This window comes from Pedococcus bigeumensis, assembly GCF_006438965.1.
Taxonomy (GTDB): domain Bacteria; phylum Actinomycetota; class Actinomycetes; order Actinomycetales; family Dermatophilaceae; genus Pedococcus; species Pedococcus bigeumensis_A.
On record NZ_RCZM01000005.1, the window covers coordinates 195,801 to 221,393 of the forward strand.

Annotated in this window: 23 protein-coding genes and 1 tRNA gene; 10 read left to right on the top strand and 14 right to left on the bottom strand. The window is 69.7% G+C overall.

What is annotated here, in order from left to right; genetic code table 11:
• Nucleotides 1-55: 55 nt before the first annotated feature.
• The 6 genes from EAH86_RS15080 to kdpF are packed head-to-tail and all read right to left on the bottom strand — an operon-like array spanning nt 56 to nt 7,776.
• Nucleotides 56-742 carry a response regulator transcription factor gene (locus tag EAH86_RS15080; protein WP_140742198.1) on the bottom strand — a complete coding sequence of 229 codons (687 nt, stop codon included), beginning with the start codon at nt 740-742 and terminating at the stop codon, nt 56-58.
• Entirely contained in the window at nt 739-3,315 is a 2,577-nt protein-coding gene (locus EAH86_RS15085; protein ID WP_170212812.1) for a DUF4118 domain-containing protein, read from the bottom strand. The genes EAH86_RS15080 and EAH86_RS15085 overlap by 4 nt, the downstream gene beginning before the upstream one ends.
• A gap of 46 nt (nt 3,316-3,361) precedes the next feature.
• Entirely contained in the window at nt 3,362-3,931 is a 570-nt protein-coding gene (gene kdpC, locus EAH86_RS15090; RefSeq protein WP_140742200.1) for a potassium-transporting ATPase subunit KdpC, read from the bottom strand.
• A 4-nt stretch (nt 3,932-3,935) separates the two neighbouring features.
• Nucleotides 3,936-5,957 carry a potassium-transporting ATPase subunit KdpB gene (gene kdpB, locus EAH86_RS15095; protein ID WP_140742202.1) on the bottom strand — a complete coding sequence of 674 codons (2,022 nt, stop codon included), beginning with the start codon at nt 5,955-5,957 and terminating at the stop codon, nt 3,936-3,938.
• Entirely contained in the window at nt 5,954-7,603 is a 1,650-nt protein-coding gene (gene kdpA / locus EAH86_RS15100; RefSeq protein WP_140742203.1) for a potassium-transporting ATPase subunit KdpA, read from the bottom strand. Before kdpA ends, kdpB begins: the two co-directional genes overlap by 4 nt.
• Nucleotides 7,603-7,776, bottom strand: coding sequence for a K(+)-transporting ATPase subunit F (gene kdpF / locus EAH86_RS20840; protein WP_140742205.1), 174 nt, complete (start codon nt 7,774-7,776; stop codon nt 7,603-7,605). Before kdpF ends, kdpA begins: the two co-directional genes overlap by 1 nt.
• 55 nt (nt 7,777-7,831) lie before the next feature.
• On the opposite strand from kdpF, the gene EAH86_RS15110 reads away from it, so the two are divergent.
• The 4 genes from EAH86_RS15110 (at nt 7,832) to EAH86_RS15125 (ending at nt 10,704) form a co-directional block, all read left to right on the top strand.
• Nucleotides 7,832-8,575, top strand: coding sequence for a DUF4118 domain-containing protein (locus EAH86_RS15110; protein ID WP_206665846.1), 744 nt, complete (start codon nt 7,832-7,834; stop codon nt 8,573-8,575).
• A gap of 25 nt (nt 8,576-8,600) precedes the next feature.
• Nucleotides 8,601-9,038, top strand: coding sequence for a YkvA family protein (locus tag EAH86_RS15115; RefSeq protein WP_241668393.1), 438 nt, complete (start codon nt 8,601-8,603; stop codon nt 9,036-9,038).
• A gap of 187 nt (nt 9,039-9,225) precedes the next feature.
• The gene (locus tag EAH86_RS15120; RefSeq protein WP_140742209.1) at nt 9,226-10,014 is read left to right on the top strand and encodes a phosphatase PAP2 family protein; all 789 of its coding nucleotides are present in this window, start codon (nt 9,226-9,228) and stop codon (nt 10,012-10,014) included.
• Nucleotides 10,015-10,020: 6 nt separating this feature from the next.
• Complete coding sequence (locus EAH86_RS15125) at nt 10,021-10,704, top strand: phosphatase PAP2 family protein (RefSeq protein WP_140742211.1); 684 nt, start codon at nt 10,021-10,023, stop codon at nt 10,702-10,704.
• A gap of 86 nt (nt 10,705-10,790) precedes the next feature.
• Here EAH86_RS15125 and EAH86_RS15130 read toward each other — a convergent pair whose 3' ends face one another.
• Entirely contained in the window at nt 10,791-12,578 is a 1,788-nt protein-coding gene (locus EAH86_RS15130; protein ID WP_140742213.1) for a GAF domain-containing SpoIIE family protein phosphatase, read from the bottom strand.
• A gap of 215 nt (nt 12,579-12,793) precedes the next feature.
• Between EAH86_RS15130 and EAH86_RS15135 the strand changes: the two genes are divergently transcribed.
• The 3 genes from EAH86_RS15135 to EAH86_RS15145 all read left to right on the top strand — a co-directional run bounded on the left by EAH86_RS15135 (nt 12,794) and on the right by EAH86_RS15145 (nt 15,418).
• A complete protein-coding gene (locus EAH86_RS15135; RefSeq protein ID WP_140742215.1) occupies nt 12,794-13,069 on the top strand; it encodes a GlsB/YeaQ/YmgE family stress response membrane protein in 276 nt (91 codons plus the stop codon).
• 122 nt (nt 13,070-13,191) lie between these two features.
• Nucleotides 13,192-14,898 carry an alpha-amylase family protein gene (locus EAH86_RS15140; RefSeq protein WP_140742217.1) on the top strand — a complete coding sequence of 569 codons (1,707 nt, stop codon included), beginning with the start codon at nt 13,192-13,194 and terminating at the stop codon, nt 14,896-14,898.
• A gap of 40 nt (nt 14,899-14,938) precedes the next feature.
• The gene (locus EAH86_RS15145; RefSeq protein WP_194150785.1) at nt 14,939-15,418 is read left to right on the top strand and encodes an SRPBCC family protein; all 480 of its coding nucleotides are present in this window, start codon (nt 14,939-14,941) and stop codon (nt 15,416-15,418) included.
• 28 nt (nt 15,419-15,446) lie between these two features.
• On the opposite strand, the gene EAH86_RS15150 is transcribed toward EAH86_RS15145, so the two are convergent.
• Entirely contained in the window at nt 15,447-17,594 is a 2,148-nt protein-coding gene (locus tag EAH86_RS15150; protein WP_140742219.1) for a catalase, read from the bottom strand.
• A gap of 325 nt (nt 17,595-17,919) precedes the next feature.
• On the opposite strand from EAH86_RS15150, the gene EAH86_RS20295 reads away from it, so the two are divergent.
• Both EAH86_RS20295 and EAH86_RS15160 read left to right on the top strand, forming a co-directional pair.
• Complete coding sequence (locus EAH86_RS20295; protein ID WP_161988670.1) at nt 17,920-18,552, top strand: ANTAR domain-containing protein; 633 nt, start codon at nt 17,920-17,922, stop codon at nt 18,550-18,552.
• 90 nt (nt 18,553-18,642) lie between these two features.
• Nucleotides 18,643-18,981: a DUF6054 family protein gene (locus EAH86_RS15160; protein WP_140742223.1), complete on the top strand. Its 339-nt coding sequence runs from the start codon at nt 18,643-18,645 to the stop codon at nt 18,979-18,981.
• A 78-nt stretch (nt 18,982-19,059) separates the two neighbouring features.
• On the opposite strand, the gene EAH86_RS15165 is transcribed toward EAH86_RS15160, so the two are convergent.
• A tRNA-Thr gene (locus tag EAH86_RS15165) sits at nt 19,060-19,136 on the bottom strand.
• Nucleotides 19,137-19,255: 119 nt separating this feature from the next.
• Between EAH86_RS15165 and EAH86_RS15170 the strand changes: the two genes are divergently transcribed.
• Entirely contained in the window at nt 19,256-20,050 is a 795-nt protein-coding gene (locus tag EAH86_RS15170) for an SIMPL domain-containing protein (protein WP_140742225.1), read from the top strand.
• An 87-nt stretch (nt 20,051-20,137) separates the two neighbouring features.
• Here EAH86_RS15170 and EAH86_RS15175 read toward each other — a convergent pair whose 3' ends face one another.
• From EAH86_RS15175 to EAH86_RS15195, 5 genes are all read right to left on the bottom strand, one after another.
• Nucleotides 20,138-21,679, bottom strand: coding sequence for an alpha/beta hydrolase (locus EAH86_RS15175; RefSeq protein ID WP_140742227.1), 1,542 nt, complete (start codon nt 21,677-21,679; stop codon nt 20,138-20,140).
• 34 nt (nt 21,680-21,713) lie between these two features.
• The gene (locus tag EAH86_RS15180; protein ID WP_140742228.1) at nt 21,714-22,853 is read right to left on the bottom strand and encodes a DNA polymerase III subunit delta'; all 1,140 of its coding nucleotides are present in this window, start codon (nt 22,851-22,853) and stop codon (nt 21,714-21,716) included.
• On the bottom strand, nt 22,850-23,467 hold the full coding sequence (gene tmk / locus EAH86_RS15185; RefSeq protein WP_140742230.1) for a dTMP kinase: 618 nt from the start codon (nt 23,465-23,467) through the stop codon (nt 22,850-22,852). The genes EAH86_RS15180 and tmk overlap by 4 nt, the downstream gene beginning before the upstream one ends.
• A 109-nt stretch (nt 23,468-23,576) precedes the next feature.
• Nucleotides 23,577-24,416: a hypothetical protein gene (locus tag EAH86_RS15190; protein WP_140742232.1), complete on the bottom strand. Its 840-nt coding sequence runs from the start codon at nt 24,414-24,416 to the stop codon at nt 23,577-23,579.
• Between the two features lie 134 nt (nt 24,417-24,550).
• Nucleotides 24,551-25,513, bottom strand: a complete 963-nt coding sequence (locus EAH86_RS15195; protein ID WP_140742234.1) for an LCP family protein — start codon at nt 25,511-25,513, stop codon at nt 24,551-24,553.
• Nucleotides 25,514-25,593 lie beyond the last annotated feature (80 nt).

The window sequence follows — 25,593 nt, forward strand, 5'->3', positions numbered from 1 at the left end:
CGCGAAGTGACTCAGGTGGTCGCGGCAAGCCGGGACCAGAAGTCCCAGATCGCGCTCAGGAAGGGACCACCAGCCGGTACCCCTGGCCGGGCTCGGTCACCACGTACTGCGGCCTCGCAGGGTCCGGCTCGAGCTTGCGCCGCAGCTGGTTGGCATACACCCGTAGGTAGTTGGACTCGCGGCCGTATCCCGGCCCCCAGACCTCACGGAGCAGGTCCTTCTGGGTCACGAGGTGCCCGCGTCTGCGGGCGAGGGTCTCCAGCAGGCTCCACTCCGTCGGAGTCAGCCGGACCTCGGTGCCGCCGACGACGGCCCGGCGTTCGGCGAAGTCCAAGGTGAAGTGTGGGGTCCGGACGGACGGCACCAAGGATCCGGCGCCGTCCTCTCGGCGCCGCAGCGCGACCCGCACCCTCGCCAGGAGCTCGTCCATGGCAAACGGCTTGGTCACGTAGTCGTCGGCGCCGAGGTCGAGCGCCTCCACCTTGTCGACGGAGTCGGTGCGCGCGGACAGGACGATGACCGGCACGTCGGAGGTCTGCCGCACCCGACGCAACACCTCCACGCCGTCGACGTCCGGCAGTCCGAGGTCGAGGACGATGAGGTCGGGCCGGGCATCGTGGAAGGCCTGCAAGGCGCTGCGTCCGTCACCGGCCGTCTCGACCGAGTAGTCGCGTGCCCTCAGGTTGATCGCCAACGTGCGCACGAGGTGCGGCTCGTCGTCGACGACCAGGATCGAGGTCACGGAGCCATCCTGTCAGGGCTGAGCCGAGGGGCTTCGGTGCTTCGTCGAGGGGGTTCAGGGGTTCGTCGGGTGCTCTGCGCTGCCGACCCTGCGTCCCTGGCCAGCTCGATGACGATGGTCAGCCCGCCACCGGGAGTGTCCTCCGCAGCGATGGAGCCGCCCATCGCCTCCATCAGCCCCCGCGCCACGGCCAGTCCCAGGCCGACCCCGGTTCCCCTCGGCGCGTCCCCATAGCGTTGGAACGGCGCGAAGATCGCGTCCTTCGCTCCCTCCGGGACCCCCCTGCCGCGGTCGACGACCCGGATCTGGAGTCGGCTGCCCGTCGCGGCCGCATGGACGACGACCTCCGCGGCAGAGTGCTTGAGCGCGTTCTCCAGCACGTTCGCCAGGACCCGGTCCAGGAGGCCGGCGTCGGCGGCGGCCGGCGGCAGGTCACCGTCGATGCTGATCCGCACCCGGTCCCCGTCGAGCAACGGGGCGGCCGCCACCGACACGGCACCATCGACGTCGACCGCACTCATCCTGGGCACGACCGAGCCGCTCTGCAGCCGCGACATGTCGAGCAGGTTCGCCACCAGGACGGTCAGTCGGTCGGTCGACTCCTCGATGGTCTCCAGCAGGTCGGCCCGATCGGCATCGCTGAAGGTGACGTCCGGCTGGCGCAGGCTCGACGAAGCCGCCTTGATGCTCGCCAACGGTGTCCGCAGGTCGTGCGACACCGCCGCGAGCAGGGCGGTGCGCGCACGGTTGTCCTTGGCCAGTGCGCGCGCCTCCCGGGCCTGCTGCACCAGCTCGTCGCGGTGCAGCAGCGCGGCGGAGCGAGAGGCGAAGGCGGACACCAACCGGCGGTCGGCTCCCGACAAGACCCTGCCCACCAGCACGAGCGTGTGGGCGTCGTCGACCGAAGCCCGGACCGATGCGGTGGGGATGCCTGCGACGTCGAAACCGTCGGTGCCCGACACCAGGGTCCACGGGTCACGGACGCTGTCACGACGCACCACCGCGGCGCCGTCGACGGCGAAGAACTCCACCGCCTGACGAAGTAGGGCGGAGAGCTGGTCGCGTTCTCCCAGAAGGGATTCCGCCGAGGCAGCCAATGCTCCGGCCTCGCGTTGCGCTGCGCTCGCGGCGGCCGCCCGCCTCTCACTGACATGCACGACCGACGAGACGGCCGCAGCGACGAGGACGAAGACGAGCAGGGCGACGAGGTTCTGCGGGTCGGAGATTGTGAGCGTGTTGACCGGCTCGGTGAAGAACCAGTTGATCGCCAGGCTGCCCAGGACGGCGGCGGCGAGCGCCGGCCAGAGGCCGCCCACGAGCGCCGTGAGGACCGTGAGCAGGAGGAAGAGGAGCACCTCGAGCGGCAGGTCGTGCCAGCCGGGAGTGGCCCGGAGTATGCCGGCCAGCGCGGCAGTGCCGACGACGGCCAGCCCCCAGCCCATCGCCGTCCTGCGTGGTCCCAGGGCGGGGCCGAACCGCAGCGGCGCGCGGACCGTGCGGGTGAGCTCATGGGTCACGAGGTGCACGTCGATGTCACCCGAACCCTCGACGACGCGTTGCCCTACACCCGTCGAGAGCACCTCCTGCCATCGTCGGCGTCGCGACGCACCGATGACCACCTGACGGGCCGAGACGCCACGCGCGAACTCGAGCAGGGCGGTGGCGACGTCCTCGCCCTTGACCGTGTGGAAGGTGCCCCCGAGCTCCGCGGTCAGCTGGCGCAGGTCGGCCAGCCCTTCGAGCTTGGCGTCCACGAGCCCGTCCGGTGGCGTCACATAGACGGCGAGCAGCTCACCTCCGGCCCGCGAGGCGATCTGCGCGCCACGACGCAGCAGGGTCCGACCCTCCACCCCACCGGTGAGGGCGACGACGACGCGCTCCCGGGTGGGCCACAGCTCGGTGATCTGGTGGTCCGCCCGGTACCGGTCCAGGCCTTCCTCCACCCGGTCGGCCAGCCACAGCAGGGACAGCTCGCGCAGGGCCGACAGGTTGCCCTCGCGGAAGTAGTTGGCCAGGGCCGCATCGACCTGCTCCGCGGCATACACGTTGCCGTGCGCCAGCCGGCGCCGCAGCGCCTGCGGTGACATGTCGACCAGCTCGATCTGGTCGGCCGACCGGACCACCTCGTCGGGGACGGTCTCCTGCTGGCGCACCCCGGTGATCGCCTCGACGACGTCGTTGAGCGACTCGAGGTGCTGGATGTTGACGGTCGAGATGACGTCGATGCCGGCGACGAGGAGGTCCTCGACGTCCTGCCACCGCTTCAGGTGGTCGCTGCCCGGGGCATTGGTGTGGGCGAGCTCGTCGATGAGCACCACCTCGGGGCGCCGCGCCAGGATCGCGGGGACGTCGAGCTCGGCGATGGTGCTGTCGCGATAGGACACCGATCGCAGCGGCACCCTCTCCATGCCCTCCATGAGCCCCGCCGTGTAGGGGCGCCCGTGGCTCTCGCAGACGCCGATGACGACATCGGTGCCGCGTTCCCGGCGACGGATTGCCTCGGAGAGCATGGCGACCGTCTTGCCGACACCTGGCGCGGCACCGAGGTAGACCCGCAGCACTCCCCTGCTCATGAGCCGATTGTCGCCCCTAGCTCAGGCGGTGCGGCGGACGGGCGGTTCATCGGCCGGCCGCGTCCTGCACCGCGAGGTTGAGCTCGAGCACGTTGACGCGGGGTTCTCCGAGGAAACCGAGCGAACGACCCTGCGTGTTCGCCTGCACGAGCTTCATCACCTCAGCGCGGGAGAGGCCGTTGGCGGCGGCCACCCGATGGGCCTGGGCCCGGGCGTTTGCGGGCGAGATCTGTGGGTCCAGGCCGCTCGAGGACGCGGTGAGCGCATCGGCGGGAGCGGATCCCGAATTCGTTGCTGCGTATGCCGCGGCGCGCTCCTTCACCGTCTTGACCTGGTCGGGGTCGCTCGCGGCCAGGTTCGAACCCCCGCTAACGCCGCCGGCATACTCGCTGGCCGAAGGGCGGCCCTGGAAGAAGCGCGCGTCGGTGAAGCTCTGGCCCAGCAGGGTGGATCCGACCACGGCACCGTCGCGGTGGACGAGCGAACCTCCAGCCTGGTCGGCGAAGGCGACCCGGCCGATGCCCCACACCGCGGCCGGGTAGAGCACCCCGAGCAGGAGGGTGAGGACGAGCATCATCCGCATTGAGGCCACGAGCTGACGAAGGTTCGAGGACATGTGATCAGGCCAATCCGGGGAGGAGGGAGACGACGAGGTCGATGAGCTTGATGCCGATGAAGGGGGCGATGACCCCACCGACTCCGTAGACGAGGAGGTTGCGACGGAGCATCTGCGCTGCTGTTGACGGCCTGTAGCGAACTCCCCTGAGCGCCAACGGAATCAGCGCAAGGATGATGAGCGCGTTGAAGATGACTGCCGACAGCATCGCCGACTCGGACGAGGACAGCCGCATGATGTTGAGCGCGTCCAGCCCGGGGAAGAGTCCGATGAACATTGCCGGGATGATGGCGAAGTACTTCGCGATGTCGTTGGCGATCGAGAAGGTCGTGAGGGCGCCGCGGGTGATGAGCAGCTGCTTGCCGATCTCGACGATCTCGATGAGCTTGGTCGGGTCCGAGTCGAGGTCGACCATGTTGCCCGCCTCCTTCGCGGCCGAGGTGCCCGAGTTCATCGCGACGCCGACGTCGGCCTGGGCCAGAGCGGGGGCGTCGTTGGTCCCGTCACCCGTCATCGCGACGAGCCGGCCGCCCTCCTGCTCCTTCCTGATGAGGCGCATCTTGTCCTCGGGGGTCGCCTCGGCGAGAAAGTCGTCGACGCCTGCTTCCTTGGCGATGGCAGCGGCCGTCAGGGCGTTGTCGCCGGTGATCATCACGGTGCGAATTCCCATGGCACGCATGACATCGAAGCGTTCGCGCATCCCTGGCTTGACCACGTCCTTGAGGTGGACGACGCCGAGCGCCCGGGCCTGCGAGGAACCGCTCTGCTGGGCCACGACGAGGGGCGTGCCACCGGACGAGCTGATCCCGTCGACGAGGACCTCGACCCGGCTGGGCATCGACCCCCCGGACTCCTCTACCCAGGCGCGCACTGCCGAGGTGGCCCCCTTGCGGATGCGCGTTCCGTCGAGGAGGTCGACGCCCGACATCCGGGTCATGGCGCTGAACTCGATGAACTCCGCGCCCTCCCGACCGAGCGCCTCGGCGCTGCGCCCGCCGTTGACGCCGTAGGACGTGTGGGCCAGCTCGATGATCGACTTGCCTTCCGGCGTGGAGTCCGCGAGCGAGGAAAGGTAGGCCGCCTCGGCCAGCTCGCCGTCGGCCGGGTCGCCGCCGAGGAGCTCGGTGGCCTGACGGTTGCCGAAGGTGATCGTCCCGGTCTTGTCGAGCAGCAGCGTGGACACGTCGCCGGCGGCTTCGACGGCCCGGCCCGACATGGCGAGGACGTTGCGCTGCACCAGCCGGTCCATGCCTGCGATCCCGATCGCGGAGAGCAGGGCGCCGATGGTGGTCGGGATGAGGCAGACGAGCAGGGCGATGAGGACGACCACCGGTTGGGTCCGACCCGAGTAGGACGCGAGCGGCTGGATCGCCATGACGGTCACGAGGAACACGATCGTGAGCGTGGTCAGCAGGATGGTCAGGGCGATCTCGTTGGGGGTCTTCTGCCGCTGGGCACCCTCGACGAGGGCGATCATCCGGTCGATGAAGCTCTCTCCCGGCTTGGTCGTGATCTGGACGACGATCCGGTCGGACAGCACCGTCGTGCCACCGGTGACCGCGCTGCGGTCACCACCGGACTCGCGGATGACGGGCGCGGACTCACCGGTGATGGCGGACTCGTCGACGGTGGCGACACCCTCGACGATCTCGCCGTCCCCGGGGATGACTTGTCCGGTCTCGACGACCACCTTGTCCCCGATGGTGAGGTCGCTGCCGGGCACCGACTCCTCGATGCCGTCCGCACGCAGGCGGCGGGCCATCGTCTCCCGCTTGGCAGCACGCAGGCTGGCGGCCTGGGCCTTGCCGCGGCCTTCGGCCACCGCCTCTGCCGCGTTGGCGAAGAGCACGGTAGCCCACAGCCAGACGGCGATCGACCAGCTGAAGACGCTGGGGTCCTTTATCGCCAGCCCTGTGGTCAGGACCGAACCGACCCACACCACGAAGATGACGGGCGACCGGAAGACGTGGCGGGGGTCGAGCTTGGCGAACGCCTGGGGTACGACGTTCAGCAACGAGCGGGTCATGACAGTGCCTCCGCGATGGGACCGAGAGCGAGGGCCGGGAAGAAGGTGAGCCCGGCGACGACGAGGGCGATGCCGGTCACGAGACCGACGAAGAGCGGTGTGTGGGTGGGCATGGTTCCGACCGTGACCGGCCGTTTGCGCTGCTCGACGAGCAGACCGGCGAGGCGCAGCACCAGCAGCATCGGGATGAACCGTCCGAGCAGCATGCAGATGGCGAGCGTCAGGTTGTACCAAGGGGTGTCTGCGGTCAGTCCGGCGAACGCGCTCCCGTTGTTGTTGGCCGCCGACGCATAGGCGTACAGAACCTCGGTGAGTCCGTGAGGGCCGGAGGCCGACATCGTGGATCGCGGTCCGTCGCTGGCCAGCGAGATCCCGGCGAAGACGAGGACCAGTACCGGCATGACCAGGATGTACAGCGCGGCGCAGGTCACCTCGCGCCGACCGATGGTCTTGCCCAGGTACTCCGGCGTCCGACCCACCATGAGGCCCGCGACGAAGACCGCGAGCAGGGCCACGATGACGATGCCGTACAGGCCTGAGCCGACACCACCCGGCGACACCTCGCCGAGGACCATGTTGGCCAGGACCGCGCCGCCACCGAGCGGGCTGTAGCTCTCGTGCATCGAGTTGACGGCGCCGGTGGAGGTGCTCGTCGTCGATGCCGCGAAAAGCGTTGAGCCCCAGACCCCGAAGCGCTGTTCCTTGCCCTCCATGGCGCCGGTTGAGGCCCCGGAGGCGTGCACCTCGGCCCAGGTCGTCAGGGCCACACCGCCGGCCCAGAGGAGACCTGCGAAGCCACCGAGGGCCCAGCCCTGCCTGCGGTCGCCGACCATGATCCCGTAGGTGCGGGTCAGCGCGAACGGGATGACGAGCAGCAGGAAGATCTCGAAGATGTTGGTCAGGGGGTTCGGGTTCTCGAAAGGATGCGCGGAGTTGGCATTGAAGTAGCCACCGCCATTGGTGCCGAGCTCCTTGATGGCCTCTTGCGAGGCGACGAGGCCCCCGCGGATCACCTGCTCGACACCGGAGAAGCCGTGGATGGTCAGGGGCGCGCTGAGGTTCTGGATGACACCACCGGCGAGGAGGAGCACCGCTGCGAGCACCGAACCCGGCAGCAGCACGCGCACCACGCCGCGGACCAGGTCGACCCAGAAGTTGCCGATGGCTGAAGCGCTGTGCCGTGCCAGGGCCCGGATGAGCGCGACCGCTACCGCGAGCCCGACGGCCGCGGACACGAAGTTCTGCACGGTCAGGCCCACCGTCTGGACCAGCGGCGTGGCACCCGCCTCACCGGCATACGACTGCCAGTTGGTGTTGGTGACAAAGGAGACCGCTGTGTTGATGGCGGTGGTGACGCCCATGCCGTCGGAGCCCTGCCTGCCCGGCAGATGGGTCTGGGCGACGATCAGCGCGAAGAGCGCTGCGATGCCCAGCACCGAGAACGCCACGACGCTCGTGGCGTAGGCCCGCCAGCCCTGCTCGGAGTCAGGATCGACACGGACCAGCCGGTAGATCGCCTTCTCGGCGCGCCAGTGCCGGGTGTCGGTGAACACCTTCGCCATCCAGGCCCCGACGGGGTGGTAGCAGAGGGCCAGCAGGAGGACGAGGAGGCCGATGGTCAGCAGGCCACTGAGGGTCTCGGACATCAGAACCGCTCCGGACGGAGCAAGGCGTACACGAGGTAGCCGAGCAGGGCGATGCCGATGACTGCGGCGACAAGGTTTTCGATCACGGTGCCAGTCAACGACTTCCGGTCGGCCAGCTGGCCCTCGTTGACGCCGCCCTGACACCCGTTGACGCGATCTTGACGACCCGGCATACAGATCGCGTCAAGAGCCTTGACCGCGGCTCCGGCGGCGATGCGTCATGAAGGTATGGACATCGAGCAGCTCGTCTCGCAACGCAGGCCCTGGGTCATCACCGTCGCCGCAGCCGTCCCCCTGGCGCTGTGCGCCGCGATCGGCGCGGCGCCCGACAGTGTGCCGGACGCGAGCGCTGCGGTGGCGCTGGTCGTGGTCATCGTGGCCGCGTCGGCGACCGGCATCCGCGCGGCCGGGTTGGCGGCTGCGGTATCCAGCGCAGTCTGGTTTGACTTCTTCCTCACTCAGCCGTACCGGAGCTTTGCGATCGACAGCGCCGAGGACATCGAGGTGGCGCTCCTGCTCCTCGTGGTGGGGATAGCCGTCACCGAGCTGGCCCTGTGGGGGCAACACCAGCGGGCCGACCTGAGCCGGCAGCGGGGTTACCTCGACGGTGTGATGGCCACGGCCGAGTCCGTGGCGCAGGACGCTGGCGCGTCGAGTGTGACCAGCGCGGTGGCCGACCGGATCCGTGAGGTGCTGGACCTCGACCGGTGTGAGTTCGTGGCGAGCGGCACGGTCCCGGGCGGGCCGCTGCTCGAGCGGGACGGGTCGGTCACCCGCGGCGGCAGCTCGCTCGACGTGGACCGTGGCGGGCTGCCGATCGACAGCACCATCGTCCTCCCGGTCCGCAGCGGAACGGCGGCGCGCGGCTACTTCCAGCTCACGGCGGCGTCGCGCGTCGCCCGTCCGACTCGCGACCAGCGACGCGTGGCCGTGCTCCTCGCCGACCAGGTAGCCGCCCTCTCGACCGTGTGATCGCCCGGTCGACCAGACTGGGCGCGTGCCCGCCTCGTGGAGCGACGTGATTGCGCCCGGCCCGTGGTGGTCGCTGGCTGCGGCTGTCGGCGGTGGCCTGGTGCTCCTGTGGGTGACCCTGGTCGCCGCCCTGTGGGTGGTCCGGCCGGACGACCTGCGGTTGCGCGAGGCGTTGCGCCTGCTGCCCGACGTCGTCCGCCTCCTGCGGCGCCTCGCGGTGGACTCCGCGGTGCCGCGTGGCGCGCGGGTTCGCCTGTGGCTGCTGCTCGCCTATCTCGCGAGCCCGATCGACGTCGTGCCGGACTTCCTGCCGGTCATCGGCTACGCCGACGACGCGATCCTGGTGGCAGTGGTGCTGCGGTCGGTGACCCGACGGGCTGGCGCCGAGGCCCTCGAGCGGCACTGGCCCGGCACCCCTCAAGGACTGGAGGCGGTCCGCACGCTGGCTGGGCTGCACGACTGACCCGGGGTGCAGCAACGGTCCCGGGAGTGGGTCATGTGACGTCTTGTGCCTGGACGCCACCGCCCGACACCGTGATAGACCTACCTCTGGCTGATCCGCATTTGCGCAGGTCAGGGGCCTATGGCAGACCCTTTGAGGGCTAGGCTCGAGACGCTCCCCGAGAACCCGGCAGCAGAAGGGACCAGCAGTGACACAGGTACCGGAACCTCACACTGCAGCCATCGAGTCTCGCGACCGCAAGACGCGCTTGCTCCTGGCCGGCACCGCCCTGGCCGCTGTCGCCGTACCCTTCGTGCTGCTGCTCGTGCTGGTGGAGGACAAGTGGGAGCCGCTCGCCGAGGCCGACAGGAATGCTCGCGACAGCCTGCACCAGTTCGCGTTGGACCACTCCACCTTTGTGACGGTGATGCGGGTCATCAGCGACTCGGGCTCCTCCCTCGCCTGGCAGGTCGTGCTGGGGGCCGTGGCCCTCTGGCTCCTGTGGCGGCGCCTGTGGCGACTGGCAGCGTTCGTCGTGGTGACCGGCATCGGCTCGTCCCTGCTCAACACTGCGGTCAAGGCAGTGGTCAATCGCCCCCGCCCGTTGGTCGACCACCCACTGGTGCACCTTCCGGGCGCGAGCTTTCCCAGTGGTCACGCCCAGGCGGCGATGACTGGCTACTCGCTGCTGCTGCTCGTGTTCCTCCCCGTGATCTCGCCACGATGGCGCAAGCCGGTGATCGCCGCAGCGGCCCTCATGGTTCTGGCCATCGCGTTCTCGCGGGTTGCCCTGGCCGCGCACTTCGTGTCCGACGTCGTGGCGGGGATCGTCCTCGGAGCCGCCTGGACCGCAGCGATGGCTGCCGTGTTCAGCGCCTGGCGGCTGCACCGCGGCCGCTCCGCCGGGAACGTCGTCCGCGGGCTGGCCCCCGAACAGGCACAACGGCTGGATCCCACCAACAAGCCGACCCAGCCCAGCGCACCTCACCAGGAGTAGGACGACATGGCTTTCTTGACGCGCTACACCGACGATCCCTCCGCACCCACTGTCGGCGGCGCCCTGCGCGACCTGTTCCTCCGCGCCGTGGCCCCAGCCGTTGCCCTCTGGGCCGCGATCGTCGGGGTCGGGCTGCTCATCAAGGGCCCCCTCGGTGGCCTGCCCTCAGAGGAATCCATCAGCAAGGACGTCCAAGGGCTGCGGAGTCCGAGGTGGGACGACGTCACCTTGGTGTGGTCACACATCGGCAACACCGAGATCGTCATCGGTGTCTGTGTCGTGGCGGTCGCCCTCATCTGGTGGCGCACCCGACAGTGGTGGGTGGCCGCCATACCGGCGATCGCGATCGCCCTCCAGGCCACCGTCTTCGTGATCGCGACGGCAGTCGTGGCCAGGCCCCGCCCGCACGTACCCCACCTCGACCCCGCTCCCCCGACCTCGAGCTACCCGAGCGGTCACGTCGGCGCGTCCACAGCGCTGTACGTCAGCTTCGCACTGCTTGCCCAACGGATCGAGCGAACGGTGCTGCGCCGAGTCGTGACGACGCTGTTCCTCGTCATCCCCGTGCTCGTGGCGTGGGCCCGCCTCTACCGGGGCATGCACCACCTGACCGACATCCTCGTGGGTGCCGCCAACGGCCTGGCCTGCGCGCTGCTCGCGTGGGCCTACCTGCGGCGCAAGCGCTCCTAGCAGCGCTTCCGACCCGCGGCTCGAGCTCGTAGAGGACCGCCAGCAAGGGGGCGTGGGCGGGGCGTCCATCCGCATGGCGGCTGGGGTCACCCTGCGACAGCGCGGCGGTGACGGCGCAGTGCCAGCGCGGCCACGTCGTCGTCGTGCGTCTCGTCCGCCACGGCGGTGACGGTGCTCTGCAGACCCCGGTGCAGGTCCACGTCAGCCAGGGCAACCAGCGCGGCCGAGAGCCGCCCCCGACCGGTGTCGATGTCCTCGGTACGACGCTCGATCAGCCCATCGGTGAAGAGCAGGACGGTGTCGCCCGGATCGAACCGGACCCGGTGCGAGCGACGTGGCCCCTCGCCGATCGCCAACGGGCCACCGTCCGCCCCCGGGAACTGCTCGACCGACGAGTCAGCCCGCAGGAGGACCGGAGCAGGGTGACCGGCATTCGCGACCAGCAGCTCATTGCCTGCCGGATCGACCAGCAGGTAGGCCAGCGTGACGAACTGGTCGTCGCCGAACTGGGCGAGCATCCTGTCGAGCTTGGTGAGGACCACGTCGGGGAGTGGGTCCGACGCGAGGTAGGCGCGCACCGACGCGCGCATCTGCGCCATCGAGGCTGCCGCCTCCACCCCGCGTCCCATCACGTCTCCGACGAAGAGCGCCACCCGACCATCAGGCAGGGCGATCACGTCGTAGAAGTCGCCTCCCACCTCGGTCCGGCCTGAGGGGGTGTAGCTCACCGCGACGTCGCAGCCCTCGACAGCGGGCAGGGCGGACGGCAGGACGGCGTGCTGCAGCCGGACCGCGACCGCCGAGATCTCGCTGTGCAGCTCGGAGTTGTCGATGGAGACAGCGGCTCGGCGGGCGAGGTCCTCGGCGAACTCGAGGTCGCCCTGCGTGTAGCGGCGCTGGGACTCTGCGCTCACCCAGGTGATGACGCCCAGCGTGCGGCCGCGGGCGATCAGCGGGACGGTGACCGCGCTGTACAACGCCAGCTCCCGGGCGATCCGCAGGTGCTCCGCATCCCTGGCCGCGGCGACCAGCATCTCGTCGGTGATCTCCTGGATCAGCTCGCTGCGCCCCGTCCTGATCACCTGCCACGGGCCGCTGCCCGAGTCCGGGTCCGTGGGGTACCGCTCCGCGATCTCGTGTGCGTACGCCACCTTCGCCGGGTCGACGTGAGCCACGGCAAGTCGGCGCAGCCGGTTGTCCTTGACCAGGTCGATCGCGCACCAGTCGGCAAAAGTCGGCACCGCCAGTCGAGCGACCCGCGCCAGCGTGGCCTCGTAGTCGAGGCTGCTGGCGAGCTCCGCCGACGCCTCGGCCAGGAAGGACAGCTTCGCCTGGCGCTCCGCGGCCTCCTGCTCGGCCTGGATCCGCAGCAACCCCTGGGCGCAGGTGTCGGCCAGGATGTCGAGGCAGTCCAGCTCCGCCGGCTCGAACTCCCGCTGCCCCGGGAAGGAGAGTCCGATCGCACCCAACGTCTCGCTGGCTGTCTTCAGCGGCAGCACCAGCAGCGAGCGCTCCCCTCGATCAATGCTGGGGTTTGCGGGGTAGGCATCGAGGATCTCGGCACGTCCGGCCAGGATCAGGCGACACCCCGACCGGATGACATCCGCCGCGGGAGTGGCCGTGGCCAAGGGATACGTCGCGAAGGCCTCGGCGTCCCCGTCGAGGCCGCCGCGAAGCCCCATGAGTCGGACGACGTCCTGCCCCTCCCTGAGGCTGAGCGAGGCGATGGTGGCCCCCACGGCCTCAGCGCTGTGCTCGACGACGATCCTCGTCACGTCCTCGGCACTCGCCGCCCGGATCAGCTCGGCAGTCACGCGGGCGAGCCCCGTCAGTCGGTAGTCCAGCCGCCCTTCATTGCGGGACCCGTGTGTCATGCCGACATGATGGCAGCGGGCGTAGCGGGACGCGGGGCGATCGCCGTTTATGCACCGATTGCACCCCCCAGCTCCTCCAGCCTCAGGCTGGTCCGGGATGGCACGTTTGGACGACTGGATTCTGGGCACAGGGGAAGGGCACGACGAACGCAAGCCGGCCACTCTTCTGGTGGCCACACGGCTTGGACTCACCAACGCACCTAGGAGCACCACCCATGATCGGAACAATCATCGGCGCCATCATCGCCGGCCTCGTGATCGGCGCGCTGGCCAGGCTCGTCCTGCCCGGCAAGCAGAACATCTCTGTCCTGGTCACCATCGTCCTGGGCATCCTCGGGTCGCTCATCGGCTCGTGGATCGTCTACCAGATCGGCTACAACAACGACAACGGCGGGTTCAAGATCATCCCGTTCATCGCCGGCATCGTCGTGGCGGCCGTTCTGATCGTGATCTACGGCAACGTCTCCGGCCGACGGACGTCGACCCGCTGACCTGAGCAGTCCCGCTCCAGTGGGCCCATCCATCCTCGGCCGTGTCGGTTCCCGGGACATCCCGGTCGACGCCCGCGCAGCCGAGGGTGGATGGCTCACGTCGACGGTGGAAGTGTGGTCACATGCAGATGTCCAAGACGGCCGACCTGTGGTGGAAGACCGCGGTGTTCTACTGCGCCGACGTCCAGACCTTCCTCGACGCGGACGGTGACGGGCAGGGCGACCTGACGGGGATGGCCCACCGGGTCGACTACCTGGCCGACCTCGGCGTCACGTGCCTGTGGCTGATGCCGCTCTACCCGACGCGGGACGTCGACGACGGGTACGACATCACGGACTTCCTCAGCGTCGACCCGCGCCTTGGCGACCTCGGTGACTTCGTCGAGCTGGTCCGGATCGCGCGGTCGCGTGGCATCCGGGTCATCCTCGACTTCGTCATGAACCACACCTCGGACCACCACCCGTGGTTCAAGGAGGCTCGCAAGGACACCGCGAACCCCTACCGGGACTACTACGTGTGGCGCTCCACCGCCCCACCGGACACCTCCGCCCTGGTCGTCTTTCCCGACCAGGAGGACAGCATCTGGGAGAAGGACGACCGCACCGACCAGTGGTACCTGCACAACTTCTACAAGACCCAGCCCGACCTGAACACGGCCAACCCCAAGGTCCGCGACGAGATCGTCAAGGTGATGGGGCTGTGGCTGGGCCTCGGCGTCTCGGGCTTTCGCATCGACGCGGTGCCCTTCCTCTTCGCCCAGGACACGCTGCCCAAGAAGGACCAGAAGTTCGAGTGGGATCCCCACCTGGCGCTGCGGCACGTCAAGGCGTTCTGTGGCCGACGCGGTAGTGAGGTGGTCCTCCTCGGAGAGGTGAACGTGGCCCGCGCCGAGCAGGCTGCCTTCTTCGGCGGCGCGGACGGCGACGAGCTCACCATGCAGTTCGACTTCATCGCCATGCAGGCCACCTGGCTCTCCCTCGCCCGTGGCGACGCAGGACCCCTGGTCGAGGCACTGCGCGGCCGGCCGGAGGCCGACGAGGAGAGCCAGTGGGTGAACTTCCTGCGCAACCACGACGAGCTCACCCTCGACAAGCTCACCGACGAGGAGCGGCAGGAGGTCTTTGACGCCTTCGGGCCCGACCCGGACATGCAGCTCTATGGTCGCGGCCTGCGCCGGAGGCTGCCGACGATGCTGGACGGCGACCCCCGTCGCATCCGACTCGCCTACTCGTTGATGTTCTCGCTGCCCGGCAGCCCGGTTCTCTTCTACGGCGAGGAGATCGGCATGGGCGAGAACCTCGACGTGCCAGGCAGGTATGCCGTGCGGACGCCCATGCAGTGGAGCGCGGCTCAGAACGGTGGCTTCTCCAAGGCGGCCAAGCGCCGGCTGCCGAGGCCGCTGACCGAAGGCGCCTATGGGCCGGACCACGTCAACGTGGCCTCCCAGCGCAACGACCCCGACTCGCTGTGGACCTTCATCGCCCAGCTGATCCGGCGCTATCGGCAGTCGCCCGAGCTCGGCTGGGGCCCGTTCCACCCTCTCGAGCAGCCGTTCGACGCCGTCCTGGCGCACGTCGCCAAGGTAGACTCGTGGGCCACCATCGCGGTCCACAACCTCGGTCCGGACGCCTGCCGGGTGCCCCTGTCCCTTGCCTCGGTTGCCGGCGACGACCTGCCACCGATCGCCCACCTCACGGACCTGCTCGACGACTACCGGCTCGAGCCGGTCACGGACGGATCGGCGACGCCGTCCATCGAGGTGGATCTCGAGGGCTACGGGTGCCGCTGGCTGCAGGTCATCCGCGAGGGAGACGAGCGGATCGCGTGACCTCAACCGTGCACCGTTCGACCGGAGAGAGAACCTGACCATGCACCACCCGAGCACTGGCGTCATCACCGTGACCCGCGACATCGAGGCGCCCGCACAAGCCGTCTGGGACGTCCTTGCCGACGGATGGTTCTACGCCACGTGGGTCGTGGGCGCCTCGCGCGTCAGGGACGTCGACCACGAGTGGCCGGCGGAGGGGGCGCGCATCCACCACTCCGTCGGGGTGTGGCCGACCGTCCTCAGCGACACGACCCACGTCGTCCGCTGCACCGAGCCGACCGAGCTCGTTCTCAAGGCGCGAGGTTGGCCAGTGGGTGAGGCCAAGGTGGTCCTCACGGTCACGCCGGGCAGCGACCTGTCGTGCACGGTGGCCATGGCCGAGGACGCCGTGGCGGGGCCGGGCACCCTGCTGCCACGACCACTACGCCAGCTCGCCATCGGCCCCCGCAATGCCGAGGCGCTGCGGCGCCTTGCCTACATCGCCGAGGGCAGGCACCGCGAACGCGTCGCCGGACGCTGATCGACGACGGCGCCCGTCAGTGCTCCCGTCAGGGCTGGACGCCGCGCTCCCAGAACCGCAGCGCGCCGCACTTCTTCACGAACGCCGTCGCCGTCGACCTGGTGACCTTGACGCACCCGGCATCGAGAAGGTCGCCCACCCCTGCCGCCTCGAGCAGCGAGCGTGACGCGGCGTTGTGCCCAATGAACTTGTGATGGGCGAAGGCGTCCGAGACGAAGTCCTTGGCCGTGCTTCGCGCAGCCAGCTCCGGAACGGCTTTGGCGCCCGGTAGGAGCAGCACGGCGTCGTACAGCACCGACGGGGCTCCGTCGATCATCTGGTCGGCCATCAGCACGGACCCGTCACTGAGCGTGACTCCACCCACGACGGGCGCGACGGTCTCGAGGACGGCGCCCATCTCGCTGAGCGCCTCTCGCACAGCCTGGAGCACGGCGGCATCGGAGCCGTCCGTGAGGAGCACGCCCAGCTTGCGACCCGCGAAGCTGCCCGGCCCCTTCTTGAGGATGCTGAGTGCGTCCGAAGGCGGCAGGTCGGTGCGTGTCGGCATGGCTGCGGCGGCCGCCTCGGGCAACGGCATACCCAGTCCGGCTGCGACGCCAGTCGCCAGGTCCTCGTGCACGTTGAGAAGGTGGGCGAGCATGCGCGTCCGCACCTGCGGGATCTCGCACTTGCTGAGCTCGAAGGTGTACGCCTTCACGATGTGGTCCTGCTCAACCGGGGTCTGGCTGATGTAGAACTGCCGGGCTTGGCTGTAGTGGTCGGCAAAGGTGGCCGAACGCGCGCGCACCTTGGCACCGTCCACCGGCTCCTGGTAGCTCTGGAAGCCCGCTGACGGGTCCGCCCGCGGCCCGCGCTCGGCTCCGCCAAAGCCGTTGGGCTCGTAGTTGATCCGACCGGTCGGCACCTCCGTCTGCATCTGCCCGTCGCGCTGGAAGTGTGCCACCGGGCAACGAGGTGCGTTGATCGGCAGCTGGGTGAAGTTGGTGGTGCCGAGCCGGGACAGCTGGGTGTCGAGGTAGGAGAAGTTGCGCCCTTGGAGCAGGGGGTCGTCGGAGAAGTCGATGCCCGGCGGGACGTTGCCCGTGCCGAAGGCAACCTGCTCGGTCTCGGCGAAGTCGTTGTCCACGACCCGGTCCAGGGTCAGCCGTCCGACGACCTGCAGCGGCACCAGCTCTTCCGGGATGAGCTTGGTCGCATCCAGCACGTCGAAGTCGAACTCCTCGGCGAACGACTCGTCGAACACCTGCACCGCGAGGTCCCACTGGGGCAGGTCTCCACTGGTGATGGCGGCCCACAGGTCACGACGATGGAAGTCAGGGTCCGCACCGTTGATCTTGACGGCCTCGTTCCACAGCACCGACTGCAGACCCTGCAGCGGCCGCCAGTGGAACTTGACGAAGCTCGACACCCCGTCGGCGTTGACGAAACGGAACGTGTGGACCCCGAACCCCTCCATGAAGCGGAAGGACCGCGGGATGGCCCGGTCCGACATCTGCCAGAGGGTCATGTGGATCGCCTCGGGCGTGAAGGACACGAAGTCCCAGAAGCTGTCGTGCGCCGACTGTGCCTGGGGGAACGCGCGGTCGGGAGCCTCCTTGACCGCGTGCACCAGGTCGGGGAACTTGATGGCGTCCTGGATGAAGAACACCGGGATGTTGTTGCCGACGATGTCCCAGTTGCCCTCCGTCGTGTACAGCTTCACCGCGAAGCCGCGCACGTCGCGTGCTAGGTCGAAGGACCCCTTGGCGCCCGCAACGGTGGAGAACCGGACGAACGCCTCGGTCTTGGCGCCGGGCTTGGCGAAGATGGCCGCCCTCGTGACCGCGGACAGGTCGGCGGTGGTCTCGAAGGTGCCGTGGGCGCCGTAGCCGCGGGCGTGCACCACCCGCTCGGGGATGCGCTCGTGGTCGAAGTGGAAGATCTTCTCGCGCATGGCGAAGTCTTCGAGCAAGGTCGGGCCACGTTCACCGGCACGCAGGCTGTTCTGGTCGTCCGACAGGGGCGCGCCCTGCGCGGACGTGAGGACCTGGCCACCCTGCACCGGCTGGTGGTGCTCCCCGCCGGAGCCGACGATGGGATCGGGCTGCTTGGCCGGCTGCCCCGTCACGGGAGACGGGCTCTTGCCTTCCCCCTTGGCGGCTCCCGTCGCACGACTCTTGGTGCTCTTCTTCGGCATGGCGACCTCTCTCGATGCGACGGAACAGTGTGTGCCGGACGTGCAGTCGTGGGCACGGCGGTACCCAGACGCAGCCTGCACGATCTCAGACCCCCTACCCGCCTGCTTCGACCGCAAACACGGTTCCTCGCGGTGGGGCTCACGGGGCCATCGGGACCGGTGTTGTGAACCGGGAACTGGAGCGGAACCGGCGATGCCAAGATTTTCCCGGAGGGGACTTGACGTGCGTCCGGCCGTTCGTATCATCTTTGTCGAAGGTCAAGAAGTGGCCTCTCTGAACACGTGGTTGCTGGTCCCGCGGCGGTCTCTTGCGATGGAGGGTCTGATGTCATTTCTCGCGTCCTTGACGGACGAACCTGCGCTGTTCTTCGAGTACGACGCCATCGCAGACCGGTGGACCTGTTCGGCCGGTCTTCGTGAGCTGTACGCCATCCCACCCGGCCAGGATCCGACGACCGAGCTGATGTTGGATCGCGTCGTGGAGGAAGACCGACCGGTGGTCCGGCAGCGGTTCGAGGAGGTCGTTCGTCGGGCCAGCCCCTTCTCACTCGAGTACCGCCTCGTCGCCCCCGACGGACGGACGCGGCGCCTCGTCCTCGTGGGGCAGAGCGAAGACGCAGGCGGTGAGGTCAAGCAGCTCTCGGGATTCATCGTCGACATCACCCAGACGATGCGGGAGGGCGCCGCAGAGGCGGTGCTGGCCTCCACCGAGCATCGCGCGGCGATCGAGCAGGCCAAGGGCGCGCTCATGCTCAGCTTCGGGATCGGGGAGGACGCGGCGTTCGAGATGCTGCGCACCTACTCCAACCAGCACAACACCAAGCTGGTCCGCGTGGCGGAGTACATCATCGCCGGCTTGGCCGACCCAGCCTTCGCGCGCGAAGAGCCGGTCCGCTGCCTCATCGACATCCTGCTCAGCCTGGAGAGCCACGAGGCGGACGCCCTGGACTCGGCCTGACGGCTTCGGGCCCCTGCGCTCCGCCCGGTGTCAGCTTCGGACCTCCTGCGTTCCGACGTGTGGCGGCGTTCCGGACCCTAGGTTGGGCCCATGGCGCACTACCAACGCGAGCTGACTGGTGATGTCGACAGCCTGGTCACCTATCTGGATCAGGCGATCCCTCAGGGAAGCATCACGGCGAAGTACGAGGCCGGCACCGACCACAGCATCGGCGACGCCCGCATGGTCGTGCGCGCCTACGAGCGCTACAGCGCCTTCGGCGGCAACCGGGTGAGCCTGTGCATCAGCATCCTCGCGGTGGGCGACAGGATGTGCCTGTCAGCGGTGAGCGCGGGCGGCAGCCAGGCGATGTTCTTCAAGGTGAACACGCTGGGCGAGGAGTCGTTCCTCGCCCGGGCGAGGCAGGCCATCGAGGCCTACCCCTCCTGACGGTCGCGGAGTCCTGAGTGCCCAGAGCGCGCCAACCAGCAGCAACGCCCCCGACCGGAGTCGAGGGCGCTGCTGGGGTGGAGCCTCCTATCGGAATCGAACCGATGACCTATTCATTACGAGTGAATCGCTCTGGCCGACTGAGCTAAGGAGGCAGGTGCCCGAAGGCACGGACGATGAGTATACGGATGACCCCTCAGATTTCCGAACCGGCCGCGACGCCCCTCGGCGGGCCTCTGCGGAACCCTGACAGCCGGCATGGCGTCCCATCGCCATGAGCACCCAGCCGATGTCCCGTGGAGCGGTCGCCCTGACGACCGCAGCGTTGCTGGGAGGCGCCTTCTGGGTCGGCTCCCACTCCGGACGCGAAGCCTCCGCCGCGCCCCTCGTCTCGTTCCCCAGCACCACCAGCCCCGGCACCCCGGGCAGCCCCGGCAGCAGCCCCGGCATCACCGTGACCGGCACCGCCCAGGTCGCGGGCAAGCCCGACACCCTGCGCCTGGACCTCAGTGTCCAGACCCGCGGCGCCACCGTCGACAAGGCGCTCGACGCCGCCAACTCGCTCACCTCACGCGTCCAGTCCTCGCTCACCAGGAACGGCGTCGCGGCCAAGGACATCCAGACCTCCAACCTGCAGGTCCAACCCGAGTACTCCTACCCCACCAACGCTTCCCCGGTCATCAAGGGCTACACCGTGAGCGAGGGCGTCACCGCCACCCTCCGCAACCTCGGCAAGGCGGGCAACGCCATCTCCGCCGCAGTCAACGCGGGCGGAAATGCGGTGCAGGTCAACGGGGTCAGCCTCGACCTGGAGGACAACGGCAAGCTCCTCACCGCCGCCCGCGACCAGGCCGTGGCGAACGCCAAGACCAAGGCGGAGCAGTACGCCAAGGCCTCCGGCCGCGACCTCGGCGCCGTCGTTAGCATCACCGAGACCGTCGCCGACCCGCCCCCGGTCAACTACGACATGCGGGCCGCCGCCAAGGCAGCGGACTCCTCGCCCGTCCCGATCCAGGCCGGCAGCACGAACGTCGGCGTGACCGTCACCGTGGTCTACGCCTTCCGCTGACCAACAGCTCGGTATGCCGCGTGCTCGCCTCTCTCAGCCGGCCAGGCACAGCAGCCTGGTCGCGACGGCGACCACGCGGCATACCGGTCAGCACTTGGTGTTGTCCGCCGGGACCTTGCCGCTCGTGTAGTAGTCGTTGACCGCGTTGTCGATGCACTTGTTGGACCGCGTGTAGGCGGTGTGGCCGTCACCGTCGAAGGTCAGCAGCCGCGCGTTGGCGAGCTGGTCACGCTCGCGCACCGCCCACTCGTAGGGCGTCGCCGGGTCGCGCGTGGTGCCGATGACCACGATCGGTCCGCTGCCCTCGGCGCTGATCTTGCGCGGGCCCGGCCCCTCCTTCACCGGCCAGCTGCTGCACGTGGCCGCGCCCCACGCCAGCGCCGGGCCGAAGACGGGCGCCTTCACGCTGGCCTTGGCGACGATGTCCTCGTAGAACTTCGCGTCGGGGCGGCCGGGGGTGTCGAGGCAGCTGATCGCGTAGAACGCCTCGAGCAGGTTGTCGGTGTACCTGCCGGAGGGGTCGCGCCGGGCGTACTGGTCGGCGATCTGCATCAGCTGGGTGCCGGTGTCCTTGGTGACGACCTCGCGGATCGCGTCGGTGAGCGCACCCCACGAGCCCTGGTCGTACATCGCCTGCGCGACGCCAAGGGTCGCCCAGCCCTCCGTGAGCTCGGACTCACGCCCGTCGCGCATCGGCACGGGAGTCACGTCGAGCCGCTTGAGCAGGTCGCCGAGCCCCGACATCACCTGAGACTCGGAGTCACCGATCGGGCAGTCGCCGCTGGCGACGCAGTCCTTGGCCCAGGCGTGCGCCGCACGCTCGAAGCCCTCGGCCTGGCCCACGGCACCCTCCTCGGCGCTCAGGTCGGGCGGGAGGACGCCGTCGAGGACGAAGCGTCCGACCAGCTTCGGGAACAGCCCTGCATAGACCGCCCCGAGCTGGGTGCCGTAGGACTTGCCGAGGTAGTTGAGCTTGGCGTCCCCGAGGGCGGACCGGAGGATGTCCATGTCCTTGGCCGTGTCGATGGTGGAGATGTGGCCCAGGAGGGGGCCGGTGCGCTGGAGGCAGCCCTCGCCGAGCACCTTCATCGACCCGAGGTACTTGGCCACCTCGGTGGCGTCATCGGGCGTCGGGTCCTGGGCGAGGAAGCCGTCCATCTCCTCGTCGGAGAGGCAGTCGACCGGGCTCGAGCGCTGCACCCCCCGCGGGTCGAAGCCGACGACGTCGAAGCGTTGGCGCACCGGTTTGCCCACGATGAAGTCGGCCGCCCGGGCGTAGTCGATCCCCGAGGCGCCGGGGCCGCCCGGGTTCACGACCAGCGAGCCCAGTCGCTGCGACTTCTTCGACGCGCGCACCCGCAGCAGCTGGATGGTGATCGCCTCGCCGTCGGGCTTGGCGTAGTCCATCGGGACCGACAGACCGGCGCACTCCCCGCCCGCACAGCTCTTCCAGTCCAACGTCTGGCCGTAGAACTTCGCGAGGCCCTCGGCCCCTGGCGGTGGCGTGCGCTCCGTGCTCGGCAGCGGGGTCGCGGCTTGCTCAGAATCGCCGGTCAGCAGGGAACAGCCGGACAGGCTGACTGCCAGCGCGGCGGCAGCGGCCACCAGTACTCGTCCCTTCACCGTCATGCGCTCGACGGTATCCCGGCCTGCTGGCGACGGCTCACCGCGGCACGCGAAGTGAGATCGCCATCGCCTCCAGCGCCAGCAGCGGCGCGACGTTGAGACCGATCCGTTCCCGAGCCGTGCCGATGGCATCCATCGCCAGGAGCAGCTGCTCGGCACTCATCGACCGGGCCACCCCCTGCACGATGGGCAGGCTGTCCTGGTTGACCAGTCCGAGGGCCGCGCCACTGTGCAGGATGAGCGCGTCACGGTAGACCGACAGCAGGTCGACGAGCGACCGGTCGAGGACGTCGCGCGAGTGCCGCGTGGCCCGGGCCTTCTGGTCCTTCTCCAGCCCCGAGAGCTGGCTGCGGATGTGCGGCGGCTGGGTGCGCGCCGACGGGTCCGCCCCCAGCACCTCCATGAGCCGCTGTCGCTCCGCGGAGTCACGCTCGGAGGCGGCCGCCGTGGACTCCTCGTCGGCGATCGAGGCGAGGTCTGCGGCGGCACCGATCGCGTCACCGACCCCGTGGATCCGGCCAGCCAGGCTGATCACGTCGCGGCGCCGGATCCGGGCACCCTCGTCGCGGGCCAGCCGCCGGGCGAGGCCCACGTGGCTCTGGGCCGCCCGCGCGGCATACATCGCCATCGGCATCTCGACCCCGTCGCGGCGGTTGAGCAGCTCGGCCACCGCCTCGGCGGGGGGCGTGCGAAGCCGGACGTGCCGCGAGCGCGACCGGATGGTGATGACGACGTCCTCCAGCGACGGGGCGCAGAGGATCCACACGGTGCGGGCCACCGGCTCCTCGATGGCCTTGAGCAGCGCGTCGGCGGCACGCTCGGTCAGGCGGTCGGCATCCTCGATGATGATGACCCGCCACGGACCCACCGACGGCCGCAGGGCCGACATCGCAGCCAGCTCGCGAGCCTGCTCGACCTTGATCGAAAGTCCTTCAGTGGCAATGACATCCACGTCTGCGTGGGTGCCGTCCACGGCCGTGCGGCACTCGCGGCACTCGCCGCAGCCGTGCTGCGGGCACTCCAGCGCGGCGGCGAAGGCGCGCGCCGCCACCGATCGCCCTGACCCGGGCGGTCCGGTGAGCAACCAGGCATGGGTCATCGCGGTGGTGTCGGTGACCGCCCGCTGCAGGGTGGCGACAGCCGTGTCCTGGCCGATGACGTCGCGCCACACGGTCACGGCAGGGCCCCCATGGCGCGCAGCCGCTCGAGCACCTGCGCGTGGATCTCGTCAGGTGCGTGCGTGCCGTCCACCACGATGTAGCGCTGCGGGTTGCCCTGGGCCATCGCCAGGTAGTGCGCGCGGATCGCGTCGTGGAAGGTGTCCTCCTCGGCCTCGAGCCGGTCGTGGACGTCGCCGCGTCGGCGGCGGCCCTCCTGCGCCGACACGTCGACGACGACGGTCAGGTCGGGCACCAGGTCGTCGACCGCCCACATGTTGAGGTCGTGGATCTCCTGGGCACCGAGGTCACGGCCCGCTCCTTGGTAGGCGACGGCCGAGTCCGTGTAGCGGTCGGTCAGCACCACCTCGCCACGATCGAGTGCGGGCCGGATCAGCTGGTCGACGTGGTGCGCCTTGTCGGCAGCGAACAGCAGCGCCTCGGCCCGTGGCGCCACGTGCGCACCGTGCAGCACCAGGTCGCGGATCTCCCGGCCGAGGTCGGTGCCACCGGGCTGACGGGTGATCGTCACCGTGCGCCCAGCGGTCTCGAAGGCCTCGCGGAGCAGGGCCACCTGGGTGGACTTGCCCGCGCCGTCGCCGCCCTCGAAGGCGATGAAGAGTCCGTCGGTCACGGGGCGAGCCTAGGCCAGCAGGCGGACAGGCCCCACGCGCGAGGTATGCCGCGTGGCCGGCTCGGCCACGCGGCATACCTGTCGTTGGTCAGCGCAGGACGCTCGTTGGTCAGCGCAGGACGCGGCGGGCCCGGTGGGCGCCCACCCCGAGCACCAGCAGGCCGGCACCGAGCGCCACCAGAGGCGCGTTGTCCGAGCCCGTGTTGGCCAGGGTCGGATCCTGCACGGCCGGGACCGCAGCGGCCGCGGGAGCGGCCAGGATCGTGAACTCGCCCAGGCCGAACGCCGTGGGGGCGGCCGCGACAAGGGTCTCCATGCCGAAGGCCGTACCGGCGTCGACGCCACAGGCGATGACGGCGATGGCCGGACCCGGCTTGACACCCTTGGTCGGGATCTTGGAGGTGTAGCTGACCGCACCGCTGGCGGCCGGCGTCACGGTCTTGGACAGGAACGGGTCATCGTCGTCCTCGCCACCGGCCGCCACCGAGGCGACCGTCGTGCCGGCCGGGCAGAGGCCGCTGATGGTGAACGGCGCGCCGATGCGAACCTTGGACGGGGAGACGGTGACTTCGAAGACCTTGATGTCGGTGGGGAAGACGAAGACCTCCTCGGACGCGCTGCCGATCGGGTCGACCGAGCCGTAGGCGAAGCAGTCGACGCTCGCCGTGGCGACGTCGTCGACGGCGTCGGAGATGTCGAGGCTGGTGCTCCAGGCACCGTCGTTGGCAAGGTCGACGGACTTCTCTGCGACCGTGTCGCCATCCTGCTCGAACGCGACGACGGCGGTGGTGGCGCCGGGCGCGCAGGTGCCGGACACCTGCAGCGGCTGGTCGGCAAAGACCACGCCGTCCTCGTTCTGCACGACGATGGTGGTGGCCGGTACCGCCTGGGCCGCGCCGGCCACGAGGACCGCACCACCCAGGGACAGGGCCACAACGGCCACGGACATGCGGACATGGGCAGAGCGCACTGAGATACCTCGCAAAGTGTGGATGGATCGAACCCCTCGCGCGAGAAGGTATCGGCCAGACCACCCATCCGGGTGCGTCTGCCCGATTTCGGGACCATTGAGACCAGATCGTGTCAGCCGGGGGCAGGGCACGACCGGCTGCGCAGGGGCTGGAGGGCCTGCCTGGTCTCGGGGGTGACAAAGGCGAACGGCACCTCCGTGCCGCTGAGTCGGGCCGGCACCGACACGAGGCGGTTCGCCCGCGTGGCCGCACCGAGCGCGTCGCCGAGGCGAAGGAGCTCGGCGGCACCGAGGCCACGGTCGCGGCGCAGCCGCGGGCCGACCTCCCACGCCCCGCGCTGCACCGACATGGGGTCGTCGAGATGCGCCCGCACCTGGGTCAGCACCTCGACGGCATGACTCGTGCGCGTCGGGTCGGACGTGGCATCGGGCACCCATCGACCGTCCACGAGCACCTCGGGATGGCGGGACCGCACCCAGGCCAAGGCCTGCCGACCGTGGAGACGGTGCAGTCCCGGCTGCTCGAGCGACAGGGCGGCCCAGCGGTCCCGGACGGGAGCCGCGGTCCGCACGGTGACCGGTCCGGTGCTGTCGACGAGCCCGACGAGGGCATCCATGTCTGCGATGAGGACGTGGTCGACCCCCACGCCGACATCGCTGCAGAGGCTGTCGACGATCGCCTGGGGGCCGTCCTGGAGGGAGAGGCCGAGCCGGTGCGGCCGGTCCCGCTGCTGACCGACGTAGAGGTCGCGCGGGAGCGAGTAGACACTGGGCCGCCCGTCCACCGGCACCCTCAGCACCAGCACCAGGTCGGCGCGCTCGCCGGATGGTTGGTTGCCGTCGCGGTACCGCGCCCGGTCGGCCGTCGTGAGCCGCTCGCGGGAGTCGGAGGCGAGGAGGAGGTAGCTCGTCCCCTCCCCCGAACCAGGAGCGGCCACCGCGACCGTCGGCATGCGGTGCACGACCCAGAGCGCGTCGCCCACCGCCGCCACGACGACCGTCAGCGCGGCAACGGCGCCCAGCAGCGCTACCCGGCGCAGCCGGCGGTGGCCTGCTCGGGCGGGGTCACGGGGCACAGCGCCACAGTCTGGACCATCGCCGGTGCGGCTGGTGCTGCTCGGCGGTGCGGCTGGTGCTGCTCGGCAGCATTCCGCGT